This is a genomic window from Spirosoma sp. 209, from assembly GCF_002006735.1.
GTDB lineage: Bacteria > Bacteroidota > Bacteroidia > Cytophagales > Spirosomataceae > Spirosoma > Spirosoma sordidisoli.
This window is the reverse complement of sequence record NZ_MVEC01000002.1, coordinates 175166-189923: the sequence shown is the minus strand read 5'-3', so window position 1 is coordinate 189923 and position 14758 is coordinate 175166. Positions and strand designations below refer to the sequence as shown.

The following is a 14758-nucleotide window of genomic DNA, read 5'->3' as shown; positions in this document are numbered from 1 at the left end:
GTGGTGCTTGTGCGCATCAGATGAAGGGAGCAGGTCCGGGACGATCAATCGAGGGAGTCAGACTCGTCGGATTCGTCATCGTCGGGGCTTTCCATAATCGTCATCAACGAATCCAGGTCGGGCGCAAATTGGTGATTAATCACTTTGCAGGTAACCCGAACGCCCCGGTCGCTGTTGGGGGCCGTACGGGTCAGGGTCATGTTGGGGCCAACGGGGCTGAAAAATACGTTTTCTGACTTGTACAGGCCGCCATTGTCCTTGTAGTAATTGACCCGTACCGCCACCGACGCAAAGTCAACCGAGCTGGGGTTGCGCAGCTGAATCTTCACGTTTTTGATGCCCCCGAAGAAGCCAACCTTAAAATCGGTCACCTCGGCGCTCAGTTCACCAACGGCGGCTTTTGCCTGCTGTTTGCGCAGAGCGAGCTGCCGTTCGGCTTCCTCCTGTTGCTGCCGGAGGGTCTCTTCATCCAGCGCAGCGGAGTCGGTGGTGATACCGTCGAGGCCCGTACTTACTGGCGCTTCGGTGCTGGTCTCTGGCCGGTTGCCGTTTTGTTTCGGGAGCAGGAAGAAGTAATACACACCGGCGCCCGCCAGTAACACGGTCAACGCCAGTATCCCCCACGACAGTCCACCCGATACCGACTGACGCGGCCGACGGGGCTGCGGAGCCGGTGTGGCAGCCGCTGCATTCGTGGCCGGGGGCTCGGCTGGCGGTTGAGAAGGGCGCGTTGCGGTGGGTGTTGTAGCTGGTACCCCGGCTCCCGGGGTGGCGGGGGCGGGCGAAGGCGTGTAGGCGGGACCCGCTACCGTCACCGTTGGCGGAATAGGAACGGGTCGGGCGTTGCTGGCCCGGTTGGCCTGCAGGTAGTTCAGCTCGGCCTGTTTGAGCAGCCACGTCAGCTCGTCGGGGTCACTGATCCGGTCGGAGGCTTTTTTCTGCAGCAGCCCCCGCAACAAATCGTTGAAATGGCTGAGCGGCTGACTGACCGCATCAACCGTTAGCACGGGGGGCGCTTCGGTCAGTACCTTGTTCATGAACGTGACAATTCCCGAATGATCGTCGAGCGCAAAAGGTACGCTGCCGTGCAAACATTCGTACAGCACGACCCCCAGCGAGTAATAATCCGTAGCGATGCCTACCCCCTTGGGATCATTGAATTGCTCGGGCGATGCGTATTCATAGGTCATCAGCGACTGGCCGGTCAGGGTGGTCGACTGTTCATGCAGCCGCGCCACGCCGAAGTCGGTGAGGAGAAAATGCAGCTCACCGCTTGGCAGGGGCCGGTACAGGATATTTTCCGGTTTTATATCGCGGTGGATGATGCCCTGCGGGTGGATGGCTTTGAACGCGCTGGCCATCTGTAACCCCAGCCGAATCGTCGTGGGTACGTCGATGCGTTGCTGACCGGCAAAGAGGTTCTTCAGGCTACCGCCTTCGATCAGCTCCATAACGATGTAAGGCAGCTCGGCTTCGACCTGCACCTCCCGCACTTTGACAATATTTGGATGGGCAATGCTGGTCATAATGGCCGACTCCCGCTGGAACCGGCGAATGGTCTCGGCATCGGTGTTGAGCGCGAAGTGCTTGATGGCCACCAGCTCGCCCGTGGCCAGATGACGGGCTTTGAGGATACGGGCGTTGCTGCGCCCCAGCTCACTCAGCACCTCATAGCCAGGAAATCGGGTGTCGAATCGTATGGTGGACATTAGGGACGTACGGGTTTGGGTGAATCGGTCTGGCTTTGTACGCTAACCTGAATAACGGCATTCTGGAAGCTGTCTTGCCGGATTTCTGCGCGAATGGGCAGGTCTACCTGCTGAAAATGGACCTTGACGAGCTGTAGCTTCGTTTCGCGGCTGGTTTCGATGCCTGTCTTAAAGCCACTGATTACTATATTTTCTAAACGAGTCGGTCCCGCACGCAGTATACGTAACGCTACGGCCGACCGCATCGTATCCGCGGGCACCAGTACCGTTAACCGCTCCGTGCCGACAATGCTCTGCAGCGAATCGGCGAGGAGCAGGGGCGAGTTGAGCCGGATGGTGTCGGGGGGCAGCACCAGGCGTTTGTCGGCACTCCGGTACGCCACCCGAAGCAGGGAGTCGAGCGGACTGGCCGGTCGTAGTTCGGTTGCCGGCGCACCGCTGGCCAGGCTGTCGGCTGGAGCGCTTGCATTTTCGGCCGTACCGGTCGGGTCTGCTGCCTGATGTTGGTACCATACAAACCCGGCCACCCCCGCAGCCAGCAGGCCGAGCACCAGCCAGCGTCCCGCCCGGTTGCCGGATTGTTGCCGGGCTGATGCGGAGGGTGCCGGAGCGGGCGCCGTTGCGGGGGGCGGCAGTGGGGTGGGTGCCACCACCCGGTCCGACTGGGGCTGGTCGGCCATGGGCGGGCGGGCTGGTTGGGCGGTGTTGGTAGCCAGCACGACCGTAATATTATCGTTGCCGCCCGCGTCGTTGGCCAGCTGCACCAGATCGGCCGCTTTTTCAGGAAGGGCTTTTTTCGGGTCCAGCACCGATCGGATCTGGGCCTGGGTAATCATATCGGTCAGCCCATCGCTGCAGAGTAAGAGCTGATCGCCCGGCCGGAAATCGGATTCGCCCGATTCGAGGAAATCGGGATCGTCGACCCGGTGGGCGGCCGACCCGACTTCGCGCAGAATCTCGTTTCGGCGGGGGTGCTGCATGGCCTCGGCTTCGGTCAGCTCGCTGGCATCTTCCCGAACCCCAACCAGCGAGTGGTCGTGGGTCAGCTTGGTGAGGGTACCCTGCCGGTAGCGGTACAGGCGGGTGTCGCCCACATGCGCAAAAAAAAGTTTCCCGGACTGGCTATCGACTACGGCAACCGTCAGCACGCAGCACATCTGCGCCAGCGCGCGATCCTGCTGCCGCCGGGTGTTGATCTGGTTATTGGCAAAAACGACCGCTTCGCGCAGCATCGACAGCGGGTTTCCGGTTGGGGTGGTCATGTACTGGGAAATCGACTCCTGCGCAATGGCCGCAGCCTGATCTCCGCCCGCATAACCCCCTACGCCATCGATCACCGCCAGCAGCGCACTGCCTTCCGCCCAGATCGGGGCGCAGATAAACGTATCCTGGTTATCGGTTCGGCGCTGGCCGACATCGGTCTGACCGGTAATTTCTAACGACATCGAATTCGGTTACTGGTTAATAACTGTATAGGTACCTCGTTTACCCCCAGGCACTACTCCCGAAGGAATTGTTTGGGTCGGGCATTTTCTGACTTCTGTTGGCTACCTGCACACCCCCCAACCCGCTAAGAGGTTGTTTGGGGAAGATAGTTGCTGACTTTAGTCGGCTCGAAAGGCTGCCGTTTCGCCCCCAGCCCCTGAAGGGGGAGTTAGCTCCGCCGAATGGGCTCCCCCTTCAGGGGCTGGGGGTGAAAATCCGGTCTTTTCACGGCTTTACCTTTTTATCAACACTTCCCCAAACAACCCCTTTATGGGGCCGGGGGTAAACGAAAGGGTAAAACTACCAGGAGCAAACCATACCTCCACAGCCCCCACTCAATCGCCATCCACAAATCACTCAATCACAAATCATCACTTACCGGGGCAGGTTTCGGAAGTGCTGAACGACGAGGGCGACGACAAACAGGAGCAGCAGCACCGCAAGCAGGGCATCGAGCATAGGGTCAGACGGTACGTTGAAAATGAAGGGTAACCATGTTGTTGAGCAACACCTGCGCCGTATCGGGCAGTGGGTGCCACTGCGGACTGGCGGGTTCGCTTCGCGCAATCAGCTGCTCGTTGACCCGGGTTTCGTTGCGGCTGAACGAGGCTATCTGAAACGAATCGGAAGCGTCGTGGTAGCGAATCCGGGCGTGGGGATTCGAGACGTAGGCCGATTCGAGCAGCAGGTAGTTCGGGAAATGCTGGTTGTCGGGTTCTTTGCGGGCTATCACGATTTCGCGGTCTCGCATCCGGCAGCTGCCTTCCTTATTCAGTTCGGCCAGATAATACGATATCTCGGCCAGCACATCGCCGGGTTTCTGGGGCTGGCTGGGAGCCATGCGGGTGCCGCTGCCTACCGCCGGCCGGGCCGGGGACGCGGGCGTGTCGAACCCAAAATGAACCACAAACGCGCCCGGCTCGCGGAAGTCGATATGCTGGAACATGTTCAGGTCCACGTCTACCTTTTCGTAGCGGTTGGTTTGCCGAACCCGGCGCGTCACGTTGAGCCGGTCGGGCGTCTGGCTCTGTGCGTTGCCGGGCAGAATACCGGTCAGCGCCCCCACCACGAACACATCGGTCGGGCTGACGGGCTCACCACCGAACTCGCGCCCGCCCCCGAACTTGAAGAACCAGCTGGACGCTACCGGCACCACCCGTTCATAGGACGACTGCTGCGCGTCGATACTAGCCCTGAAGGCGTTGACGGCTTCGTTGACAATGACCGGAAACGCATTTTGCCGTTCTTCGTAGGTGTCGGGGTGCAGAATGATCAGAAAATGGGCGTTGAAAAGCAGGCTGGAACCGACGGACTCGCGCCGGATGGAATCCTCGAACGAGGCTGCCAGTTCGTGCAGAATCCGCGTGTTGGTAACGGTAGCGGTCGGGTTGGACTGGGCGTCGCTGGTCGGGACCAGGAGCTTGCCCAGTTTACTAAGCCAGGTCGTTGGCTGATTGGCCATGGATGAATACAAGAAGGATGCTTGCTACAGGGTTAACGGTGTGGGTGAAAAAATCTGTCAGACCAGGTCGGTTTTTTGAAATCCGGCACGTCTACAGGGTAAAACGAAAACCGCGAAAGATAGTCGGCCTTCGCCAGTTTCGTCGCTAATCTTTGTAAGCGGTGGTTAAAACCGGCAGGCAGCAGTCCTCAGCTGCCCGGCAGTGACGGGGCCTCGACCGTTGGTGAACTGCAATGGGGCCCGTCTATCGGGTTAGTTTCGTAGGTTTGCCACCAACAGGCCGGTTAGTGGCTGCGAGCCCGGCTCCGCAAGCGCCTGCCCATCTTCACGTCTTATTGTCTGTTCATCTGTGAAAACCACCGCACTCCGCGAAGGGCTGTTTACGGTAAATGCCGACAAGGTATTTACGCCCATCGACGATCAAACCGACGTATCATCGCCCGAGCTGGCCGGCAGGGTGGTGGTGGCGGTACAGCCGTTTCTGGTCTGTACGCAGACCGACTTCATCCTGCTCGATACCGGACTCGGCTACAGTCGCGATGGCCAGCTGCAGATTCTGACGGCCCTGGAGCGGGAGGGGGTTACGCCCGGTCAGATCAGTAAGGTGATTCTGTCGCATCTGCACAAAGACCATACGGGCGGCATCGGCCACTGGCTGAGCGACGACCAGTTTGCACTAAACTTCCCGAACGCGACCTACTACGTGCAGGAGCGGGAGCTGGCGTTTGCCCGTCAGCAAACCGGTAACCCGTCGTACCACGACCCCACACTACGGGTGCTGGAGAATCACCCTCAGGTCGAGTGGCTGCACACGGACGAAGGCCAGCTGAACGACCAGATATGGTACGCCGTGAGCGGGGGGCACACGCCTTTTCATCAGACTATAACCATTCGGGAAGGCAGCGAAACCCTGTTTTACGGAGCCGACGAGGTGCCCCAGTTCGGGTATCTTCGGCGAAACGTTGCTTACAAGAACGACTACGACGGTAAACGCGCCCGGGATTCGCGCAAACGGTGGGTCGAGCAGGGCGAAGCCGGGAACTGGACGTTTCTGCTCTATCACAACCGCCAGCTACCCTTCGCCACCTTACCGATCAACACAGGCACAACATAGTTGACCAGCATAAAATGGCCCAGCTGGCCGGTGGTAAATGCAGTGCAGAATGTGTGAGCCATCAACAATTCATTCATACTCAATAAATATTCCTAGAAAAAGCCCTCTTAGGCTGTTACTTTTCTCACCCTGTTCGGAATATATCAGAGAGCCTGGGAAAGCAACGGATTTTTATACAATCATTAAACGGTCTTACCATCGCAATGGTGAGCCTCAGGCTCTTCACCACAGTCCGCAGCTAAAGAACCAAAGCCTGTACAGGAAGCAATAGTACAGGCCATTGCAGGAACCCAGGGTACCGACTCAACGAGTAAGACAGAAGAGCCAATAACTGATCAGTCTATACTGCGCCCAGCGGTAGCGCAGAACATGCTGTCAGATTTACTTCGACACCAATAGGGGTATATACACCATACCGAACGTGGATTGTGGTTTCCAGAGAAAGCTTTCTTTCTGGCTCCGTATCGGCGGGCGCCGGGGGAAGTTTGCCCTGGAGTGCATTGGGTATCTGCCGGGAAGAGTACGCCAACAAACAACAGTAAACGACCTGCCATAAACGACTGAGCCGACTGGAAAACACAGTCGGCTAACCGATTTTGAGCAAATCGTGACGGTACTGACGTTCAGCGCTGTACAAATCACCTACTTTTTCAAACAAGGCTCTGTCTCACCTAACCGGGCCACACTTCGCATCGAGTTTTAACCTGTTCTATAAACGTGTCGTAACCCCTGCCAAACGCTAATTACTATGAAAATCTCGATCTACGGTTTGCTTCTTCTGTTTGCTCTTTCGGTAAAGGTATCGGCCCAACCGGCTGCTGGTTTGGCTCAGGCGTTACGCTACATTAAGGCTGGCAACACGCTGAGGGAAGCTAACCAGTTTACGCAGGCCGCTAAGTATCTGAACCTGGGACTTGCCGGAGCCAAAAATGCCAAAGATGCCTACTGGATGGCGGCAGCCTACGAAAATCTGGGGTGGCTGTACCGGGATATGAATGATGCAACACAGGCTACCTTTTACCTGAACAAAGCGTTTGACCTGTATAAAGGAAAGTACAGCGTCAGCGCATTGGCCCTGCAGAAGTTCGTAGGTGGTCTTAAGAAACAGGAGGAGATTTACGGCGGTATCGACATCGGGGCCAGAGGGGTAAAAGTTTCGGTAATTGCGCTCCAGTACGCATCCAATGGCCGTCCGAATTTTAGAATTATCAAGGCGGAGTCGATTAACACGGGGGCGGCCGAGGGGACGCCTGCTGCTTTTGCCGCCACCGCCAAAGCCGTTCGCAGCTACCTCGATACACTCCTCAACCGACGGAGCATCGTCCGGAATCGTGTTTTTGTCGTAGGCAGTAGCGGACTGAAAACCGTGCTGGAAAATGCCAGCAAACTGCCCGACCTCAACAAAGCCCTCAAATCGGAACTAAGTTCGGTATGGCCCAACGACATCCCTTTTATCGACGCGGCTACGGAGGCTGAACTAACCGTCCGGGGAACCATTGCCCAGAATGAATGGCTCACAACGGCCACCCTCGATATTGGCAGCGGCAACACCAAGGGCGGCTACTTCACGGCGGATAATCAGTTCGAATATGTTGACTTTCCGGGTACGTCGGCCATGACCCGCAAAATTCAGGACAGTGGTAAACCCGTTGCCCAGTCTGCCCAGCAGGTATATACGGACGAGATGCAATCGGTGGTGGGGCGGGAACTGGGGCGCAAGCCGGAGTTTGAAAACCGCCGTAAAATATACGTGTTCGGCGGGATAGTCTATGCCCTGATTACCTACCTGCACCCCCAGGAGACCAACAAAACGGTCGTTCAGTTCAGCTACAAGGATGCGCTGAAGTTTCAGGACCTGGCCATCCGCAATTACGAAGCGCTCACGAATCCTGATATGAGCGGCATCGACAGCGACGACGTTTTCAAAAAAGCACAGGCCGATGTAAAGACCGTTCGGGAAAAAATCTTTAAACGCGACGAAATCATTGCCGGCGCCACCCTGCTACGAGGCATCCTGGAAGAATGTCGTCGGAATAATCCTGAAACCAAAGAGTTTCATTTTCACCGGAACGGTCAGATTGGGTGGATTTCGGGCTTCATCATGAAGATGATCGAAACCGAATATCAGCAGCAGAAAGAACAGTAAATCAGCCCGAACCAGTACATGGGCCGGCGGCCTGAAAAGCTGGTGTTCAGACCGCCGGCAAGACGTTTTCTGTTGAGAACAAACCAACTCGTTAACCTCTCCGATACTCATGAAAAAAGTGCTGGTATTAGGCTGCGCCCTGCTGATGTTGAGCGGTGTAGCTTCGGCTCTTAGGGCTCAGTCAACCGATAAAAAACGCGGCTCTCAGGCGGCTGCGGAAGAAACCTCATCGACCTTTAAAAACATTTACGCGCTGATTGTTGGGGTCAGCACCTACGGCAACCGGGATATTCGGGATTTGGAATTTGCCGATGATGATGCCCAGCTGTTTTACACCTACCTCCTGGCCGCTTACCCCAACCAGGCTAAGCCGGGAAACATTCATCGGTTACTCAACGAGCAGGCTACTGGGGCTGAAATCGAACGAAAGCTGGCCTGGCTCCGGGACCAGGCCAACGAAAACGACCTGGTCATCTTCTTCTTTGCGGGGCATGGCGGCATTGACAACGTCGGCATCAACCGGGGGCAGGCTTACCTGATTCCCTACAAAAGCTCGCTGGCCTCGTTGAACGATTCCAGAGCCATCAAAATGACTGACGTCGATGACTTGATGAATAATCAGATCTCGGTTACTAAAAAAGCGACCACCATCTGTATCCTGGATGCCTGCCATGCGGGGAATAGTACCAATAACCAGCAGATGGCTACCATCATCAACGAACGGCTCAGTCAGCAACAGGGAAACGTTATCAAGATTCTCGCATCACGGTCCAATCAACTGGCCGCTGAAGATCCGTCGCTCTGCGGAGGACACGGGGTGTTTACCTATTTTCTGATAAAAGGGCTGCTCAAAGAAGCCGACAAGGATGGAGATAATCGGATAAGCCTGGCCGACATGAATGATTTCCTGCCGGGCAAGGTGCGCGAGAAAACAAAGGGCAGCCAGGACCCGGTGGTGCAATATCAGAACAATCTGCTGCTCAATGGCTGGCAGGGGGGCAGCAAAACCGAATTCGACTGCCTGCTCGACCAAAAAACGGGAGCCTCCCAGCCCATCGCCTACGCCGAGTATGATGAGAAAAAATTAATTGGTGACCAGCTCAACCCCACCCAGATGCGGCACTATGAGCAGTTCACGAAAGCCCTGGCCGCCCGTCGGTACTTAGAACCGGCAGGTGATAACGTACTACACTACTTCGACATCCTGCGCGACGACCGCGTGGCCCCGGCTTTGCTGAACCAGATTCGGGGACAGTGGAAAGCTGCGTTTCAGGATTATGCCCAGGAACTGGTGTTGGTTTATCTGAACGAACGCCCCATACAGGACCCCACCGAGTATGAGCGGGCTGCCCGGATGATGCGGCACGTGCTGGACGCATCGCAGCCCAACGACGATGAGTACAAGCGCCTGCAGGCCCAGCAAATCTGGCTGGCCAGCTTCAACGAATCCCAAAAAATAACCCTGGGTATCTACCGAAACTCGCAGAACGAGCAACGGAAACAGCGCCAGGCCATTGTAAATGATCTCAAACGGGCCGTTCAGCTAGATCCTGAAGCGGCTTATCTGTTTAATACATTAGGCCGCAACTTTGAAAAGCTGGGCCAGACCGAGGAAGCCAGAAAAGCATATCGAAAAGCAATTGAACTGGCCCCCCGCTGGACCTACCCCCGTAATAATCTGGCTGTCACCATCAACGACCGGGAAGAAAAGATCAAACTTTATGAGGAGTGTATTCAGCTTAATCCCAAATTAGATGTGGCGTACACCAACGTGGCTCAGCAATACCTGGCCAAAGGCGATACGCTGAAGTGCCGGCAGATGCTGGAACAGGCGCTGGTGCTGTGTAATGCAACAAAAGACGCTTACTACCGATACAGTCTGACCTGGGTGTATCAGCAATACGCGGCCCTATACCGCAAACGGGAGAATCGTCAGTTGGCTGAGTACTATTATAAGCTGGCGGTTGACAACAGTGACCCCAACGACATCGATAGCCGCATGACCCTGGCCAACTACTACAGCGAAATTTATGAGACCAATAAAGTAGATGCGCTCCTCAGCGGCATAATGACCCAATGGGCCAACGATGCCCGTCCGTATGCTGAGTTGGGGTATAAATACATGCAGATTTCGGATTGGGTAAACTCGGAACGTTATTATCTGGAAGCGATCAACCGGGACAGCCTGAATGCCAACTACTACGCCAATTTAGGAGACATATACAGAAGCACAAAGCGATATGACAAAGCCCTGGAAGCGGCTAACAAAGCTATCCGGCTTGACCCCGAAGAAGATACGTATGTGAGTGCCCGGGGGAATGTGTTTCTGGAGCAGGGCGATTACGACAAAGCCATCAGGGATCATGAACAAGCGCTGCGCCTGAACCCGAATTCAGCGTTTGCGCTCGGTAACTTGGGGCATGTCTATACCATTAAAAAAGACTATGCTAAAGCGGAAACGTACTTCCGGCAGGCGCAGACGTTACGCAGCCAGGCCGAGTATTACTACAGAGGGATGGGATACGCGATGTATCAACAAAAAAAGTACCCGGAAGCCCTGGCCGAGTACCAGAAAGCGTTGAAAATTAGCCCATCCAACAATGATACCTGGTTGAACCTAGCCGATGTGTACCGGGTAACAAACCGGCTCGATAGTGCCGTCACAATGCTTAATCAAGGAGTTGAGCTAAGTGGATACGTTAAGGAGCGCAAGTACAAGGAAGCAAAACAGCAGTTTTTGCGGACGGTTAGCCAGAATGAAAATATATTCTCTTATTACGCCTTAGGTTATCTGGCTGAGAAAGGCTACGGCGAGCCGACCAATCTGTCGGCTGCGGCCCGATGGTATAGTTTTGCCGCTGAAATGGGAAATGTCATTGCGGCTCAACGGCTTATTCAGCTGTACCAATCGCGTCAGATTCGCATCGACGATGTGAAGGCAGAAATTGAAAGACTCCGGAAAAATACCGAAAAAGGCCGTAAGAAGTTTACAATCCCCGCAACGCTGGCCGATGGAAACAAAGCGCCGGTAGACCTGTACATCGAAGATTTTCCGCCCGATCCCAACGAGCCGATCCAGCACGAACTCCGGCGAATCAAAGAAACCCGCAAAGCCTCCATAGGGCAGGAGGTAATCGACGCTTTTGGGAAGTTATATGCCCTGGCCGTGAAAAACGGAGTTTCGTTTCAGGACCTTTGCGTATATGCGCTCAATGCTGCCAATGAAGATAAGCAGAAGACGACCGCACGGCTGACGAACTATCCGGCCAAAGCGCAGGCCGCTATCCAGAATAACCAGCTAGACAGCCTGAACGCCTACATGCGGCAATCGGTGGTTACCTACCTGGGTGTCGATCTGAACGATACCGAGAAGTCGACCAAACAGCTGGTAGACTCGCTGCGGGCAGGAACCAGCCAGCCCGGTTTGTTCTATTATGCGCTCGGTTATCTGTTTGAACACACGCCGGCTGGCCGGTCGTGGGCAAAAGCGGAAACCTATTACCGCTACTCGTTTCAAACGGGGTATGATCCAGCTTATTACCGGCTTCTGACGCGCTTCACCCGGGAGATCCCGTCTACCTCGCAAGCCAACTGGCTGCGGGATAACTTTAACCGGAAAATTCAGGGATACACAGTAACCGGTAGTCTGGCCGACAGTTCGAGCCGTAAACTGACCATCTATATCCATGATTTTCCGCAGGATGCCCGAGATCCAATCGCCGATGAGCGCCGGCGGTTGCAGGACGTTTTTGGGGCTACACTCTCGCCCGTACTGGTTAAAAATTTCAAAGAGCTGTATGCCCAGTCGCAGAAGAACCGACGGTCGTTTCAGGAGCAGGTCCAGTTGGCTGTTGCGTCGAAGCCAGCTGAGACCAACGCAGAAGGATCAGCCGAAAAACTGGTCAAACAGGGGGATGTGCTTTTCGAACAGGGCAAGTACAAAGAAGCCGCACTGGCTTATATGGCAGCGGTAAAACAAACGGACAGTAAAACGCAGCGGGCTGAGTACTGGGTCAAAATCGGCAATAGCATGATGTTGCTGAAAGATCATACTATGGCGCAGGGAAGCTATCAACTGAGCGCTTCCCTGCATCCAACGGCCTGGGCGTACTACTGCTCCGGCTACGATTACGCCCTTCAGACAAAATACGATTCAGCCGCAATCCGCTACCAACAAGCCATCGAGTTGAATCCGGGCCGGGCGTCGTATCACCGGGAACTGGGGCGGTTATACTATGATCAAAAGAAGTATACGGCAGCGATCAGCGCACTCCGGCGCGCTCAGCAACTAGACTCAACCAACACGCAAACGTTAAACACCCTGGGTATCAGCCTGACCTATGCCAAACGTTTCGAGGAGGGATTAGCCTGTTTTCGAAAAGCGATTGAGTTGAACCCGTCCGAGTCCAGCGTTTACCTGTATAATATGGCGTGTAATTATGCGCTACAGGATAAACGTGTTGATGCATTGAACTACCTCGAAGAAGCCCTGAAAAAGAAATACGCCGATTATGAGGGAATCAATAAAGACCCCGACTTTGCTACCCTTCGCACTACCGATGCGTTCCGGCAGCTCATGGCCAGGTATTTTCCTAACCGGAAGTAAACTCCGCCCAATGCCCGGGTACTAACAGCATAAAAGCCAGGATACCCAATACCCGTTGTCAGCCCATCAGGCTGGACAAGCTGTTGCGTTGATGCGTGAAAAAGGGTAGGGTCATCCGGCTCCGAAGCGTGAGGCCCGCCCCCATTGTCTTTCCTTTGGGATGAGACGTATTGACCTTCACATGCCGTCAAAAAATGGTTGCGTACGCCATTTCTTGACGGCATGGAGGTACGCGCTGGGGCTGGAGTAGCCCAGTACATAGGCAATGTCCTGGGTACGGAGCGAGCGACCCTGCTCCAGGTAGTGCGACAACTGCCGTTTGAGATCGTCGGCTATGGCCCGAAACGACGTGTTTTCCTGGGTGAGCCTGCGCTGAAACGTTCGGTGGCTCAGGGAAAACTGGGCCACGACCTGGTCCAGCGTTGGCAGTTCGGGGGCGCATAGACTGAGCGTCATGGTACGCACCTGCTGGGCAAATGGCGTTTGGGGGTTGGGCGACTGGTCGAGCAGCTGAAGAAAAATCGGGAGCAGGGTTTCGATTTGCCGGAGGTGTCGGCGGTTGATCGGACCGGCCACCTGCCCTGTCGTCAGCCGGAGCCGGTGCGCGTCGGCCCTCACCACCGAACTCTGACACAGGCGCCGGTACTCGCTCAGGTCGTCGTGGGGAAGCTGCACCTCCGAAACCGGCCCTTCAATCAGTACGCCCAGCTCGCGATACATCAGAAACAGCACCGAATCCAGGATATGCCGCCGAACGGGCCCCTCGGGCAGGTCGCTCCGCAGGGTAATGACCAGATGCTCCGGACCGACATCGCTGGTCAGGCTCACCACCGAAAATGTCTGGTTAAGGTAATCGTCCAGCAGCCGCATGGCCTGCCCGATGCTGGAGGCCGCCAGCGAAATCTGGTAGATCAGGCCCAGGGCTTTCAGATTCAGGAAACAACCATAATGCAGGCCGAGGTGCGGATCCCGGCTTAGCTGCAGCATCTGCTCCCAGACCTGGCAGTACTCGCTACGACTGACGCGGCCCTGCCCGTCGGTTCGGTCGGCGTCGGGGGTATAGAGCAGGCGTTGCAGGGCTGACCGGTCTATGCCCTTGCAGGCGGCATAGTCCAGCAGGTTGGCCAGATGAAGGGAAGACAGCGTCGTTGCCATAGTCGGTTGCCGTTGAGCGTTGGCGCAAAATACGGCGAATTTGGCGTAAACTATCAATACTCCCCGCAGCGGTCCGCCGACCTTTGTGCTGTTCAGTTACGCAAACCGAAAAAGAGTATGAGCCAAAACCATGTCGCCCTCCGATGGATCTCCCTAAGCCTGCTGTCACTGCTTGCGGTTGGTCGGCCCGCATCCGCACAGGTCTATCCGTCACATCAACCTAATCAGTCCGCAAACGCCATGACAAATCAACCCTCCGACGTCGTTACCCGTTTTCTGACCGCCGTTCAGCGCGGGGACCAGGCCCAGCTGGCCGCGCTGGTAGCCCCCAACATCCACTGGTCGCAGCCGGGCCGCCACCGCTTCGCCGGACTGAAAAAAACCAGTCAGGAGGTCTTCCAGATGGTTGGTGTTATGATGGAAGCGTCGGCGGGTACGTTGCGATTAACCGACGTTAAACCGCTGACGGTTAACGGCAATCAGGTAGCCTGCCTGATGCACTGGCAGGCGGTGCAGCCGGGCGGGGGCACCCTGGACGTCAACAATATTGACGTCTATACGGTCGAGGACGGGAAGCTGGTGGCAGCTACCATTTTTTCGGCCGACCTCAGGCAGGAAGACGAGTTCTGGGGCCGCTAAGCCAACGACGGATATAGCCCATTTTTTTCACTCAATCGATTATTCCAATGATTTCTCTAAAAACAACCCTGCTGATCAATGGCGTAAGCTCGGCCGCAACGGGCCTATTGCTGGTACTACTGGCCGACCCTATAGCTACCCTGTTCGGCGTGGCGGCCACCGATCCGTTCATCGGCGTCGGTCTGTTTCTGCTTGTATTCGGCGTGTTTGTGCTAATCACCAGCCTCAGAACCCCTATTAATCCCCGCGCGGTTAGACTGATTAGTACGCTGGATATGCTCTGGGTGGTAGCCAGTATCGTTGTCGTTGTCTGGCTGGCGGCTACGATCAGTCTGTTTGGTCTGATTGCTATTGCCGCCGTTGCAATATGGGTAGCGGCCATGGCTTACTTACAAACCAAAGGACTGAGCGCTTTTCCCTGAACCACCCGGCTGTACGATAC

Annotated in this window: 9 protein-coding genes; 5 read left to right on the top strand and 4 right to left on the bottom strand. The window is 55.8% G+C overall.

Annotated elements, in window-relative coordinates:
* Positions 1–44: 44 nt before the first annotated feature.
* The 3 genes from B1C80_RS04035 to B1C80_RS04025 form a co-directional block, all read right to left on the bottom strand.
* Positions 45–1709 (bottom strand): serine/threonine-protein kinase, encoded by a 1665-nt coding sequence (locus tag B1C80_RS04035; protein ID WP_077919781.1) that lies wholly within the window; start codon positions 1707–1709, stop codon positions 45–47.
* On the bottom strand, positions 1709–3154 hold the full coding sequence (locus tag B1C80_RS04030) for a PP2C family serine/threonine-protein phosphatase (RefSeq protein ID WP_077919780.1): 1446 nt from the start codon (positions 3152–3154) through the stop codon (positions 1709–1711). The genes B1C80_RS04035 and B1C80_RS04030 overlap by 1 nt, the downstream gene beginning before the upstream one ends.
* Positions 3155–3657: 503 nt before the next feature.
* On the bottom strand, positions 3658–4656 hold the full coding sequence (locus tag B1C80_RS04025; RefSeq protein WP_077919779.1) for an FHA domain-containing protein: 999 nt from the start codon (positions 4654–4656) through the stop codon (positions 3658–3660).
* Positions 4657–5005: 349 nt separating this feature from the next.
* Between B1C80_RS04025 and B1C80_RS04020 the strand changes: the two genes are divergently transcribed.
* The 3 genes from B1C80_RS04020 to B1C80_RS04010 all read left to right on the top strand — a co-directional run bounded on the left by B1C80_RS04020 (position 5006) and on the right by B1C80_RS04010 (position 12522).
* On the top strand, positions 5006–5770 hold the full coding sequence (locus B1C80_RS04020) for an MBL fold metallo-hydrolase (RefSeq protein ID WP_161492713.1): 765 nt from the start codon (positions 5006–5008) through the stop codon (positions 5768–5770).
* 748 nt (positions 5771–6518) lie between these two features.
* Positions 6519–7916 (top strand): tetratricopeptide repeat protein, encoded by a 1398-nt coding sequence (locus tag B1C80_RS04015; protein WP_077919777.1) that lies wholly within the window; start codon positions 6519–6521, stop codon positions 7914–7916.
* A 109-nt stretch (positions 7917–8025) separates the two neighbouring features.
* Positions 8026–12522, top strand: a complete 4497-nt coding sequence (locus B1C80_RS04010; RefSeq protein WP_077919776.1) for a DUF2610 domain-containing protein — start codon at positions 8026–8028, stop codon at positions 12520–12522.
* 177 nt (positions 12523–12699) lie between these two features.
* On the opposite strand, the gene B1C80_RS04005 is transcribed toward B1C80_RS04010, so the two are convergent.
* Complete coding sequence (locus tag B1C80_RS04005; protein WP_077919775.1) at positions 12700–13677, bottom strand: AraC family transcriptional regulator ligand-binding domain-containing protein; 978 nt, start codon at positions 13675–13677, stop codon at positions 12700–12702.
* A gap of 240 nt (positions 13678–13917) precedes the next feature.
* On the opposite strand from B1C80_RS04005, the gene B1C80_RS04000 reads away from it, so the two are divergent.
* Both B1C80_RS04000 and B1C80_RS03995 read left to right on the top strand, forming a co-directional pair.
* On the top strand, positions 13918–14316 hold the full coding sequence (locus B1C80_RS04000; RefSeq protein ID WP_077919774.1) for a nuclear transport factor 2 family protein: 399 nt from the start codon (positions 13918–13920) through the stop codon (positions 14314–14316).
* Positions 14317–14363: 47 nt separating this feature from the next.
* A complete protein-coding gene (locus B1C80_RS03995; RefSeq protein WP_077919773.1) occupies positions 14364–14738 on the top strand; it encodes a hypothetical protein in 375 nt (124 codons plus the stop codon).
* Positions 14739–14758 lie beyond the last annotated feature (20 nt).

Excerpts from the sequence above, each read along its gene's own strand:
- B1C80_RS04010 (WP_077919776.1), top strand. The coding sequence starts at position 8,026 with ATGAAAAAAGTGCTGGTATTAGGCTGCGCCCTGCTGATGTTGAGCGGT.
- B1C80_RS04030 (WP_077919780.1), bottom strand. The coding sequence starts at position 3,154 with ATGTCGTTAGAAATTACCGGTCAGACCGATGTCGGCCAGCGCCGAACC.
- B1C80_RS04035 (WP_077919781.1), bottom strand. The coding sequence starts at position 1,709 with ATGTCCACCATACGATTCGACACCCGATTTCCTGGCTATGAGGTGCTG.
- B1C80_RS03995 (WP_077919773.1), top strand. The coding sequence starts at position 14,364 with ATGATTTCTCTAAAAACAACCCTGCTGATCAATGGCGTAAGCTCGGCC.
- B1C80_RS04025 (WP_077919779.1), bottom strand. The coding sequence starts at position 4,656 with ATGGCCAATCAGCCAACGACCTGGCTTAGTAAACTGGGCAAGCTCCTG.
- B1C80_RS04015 (WP_077919777.1), top strand. The coding sequence starts at position 6,519 with ATGAAAATCTCGATCTACGGTTTGCTTCTTCTGTTTGCTCTTTCGGTA.
- B1C80_RS04000 (WP_077919774.1), top strand. The coding sequence starts at position 13,918 with ATGACAAATCAACCCTCCGACGTCGTTACCCGTTTTCTGACCGCCGTT.
- B1C80_RS04005 (WP_077919775.1), bottom strand. The coding sequence starts at position 13,677 with ATGGCAACGACGCTGTCTTCCCTTCATCTGGCCAACCTGCTGGACTAT.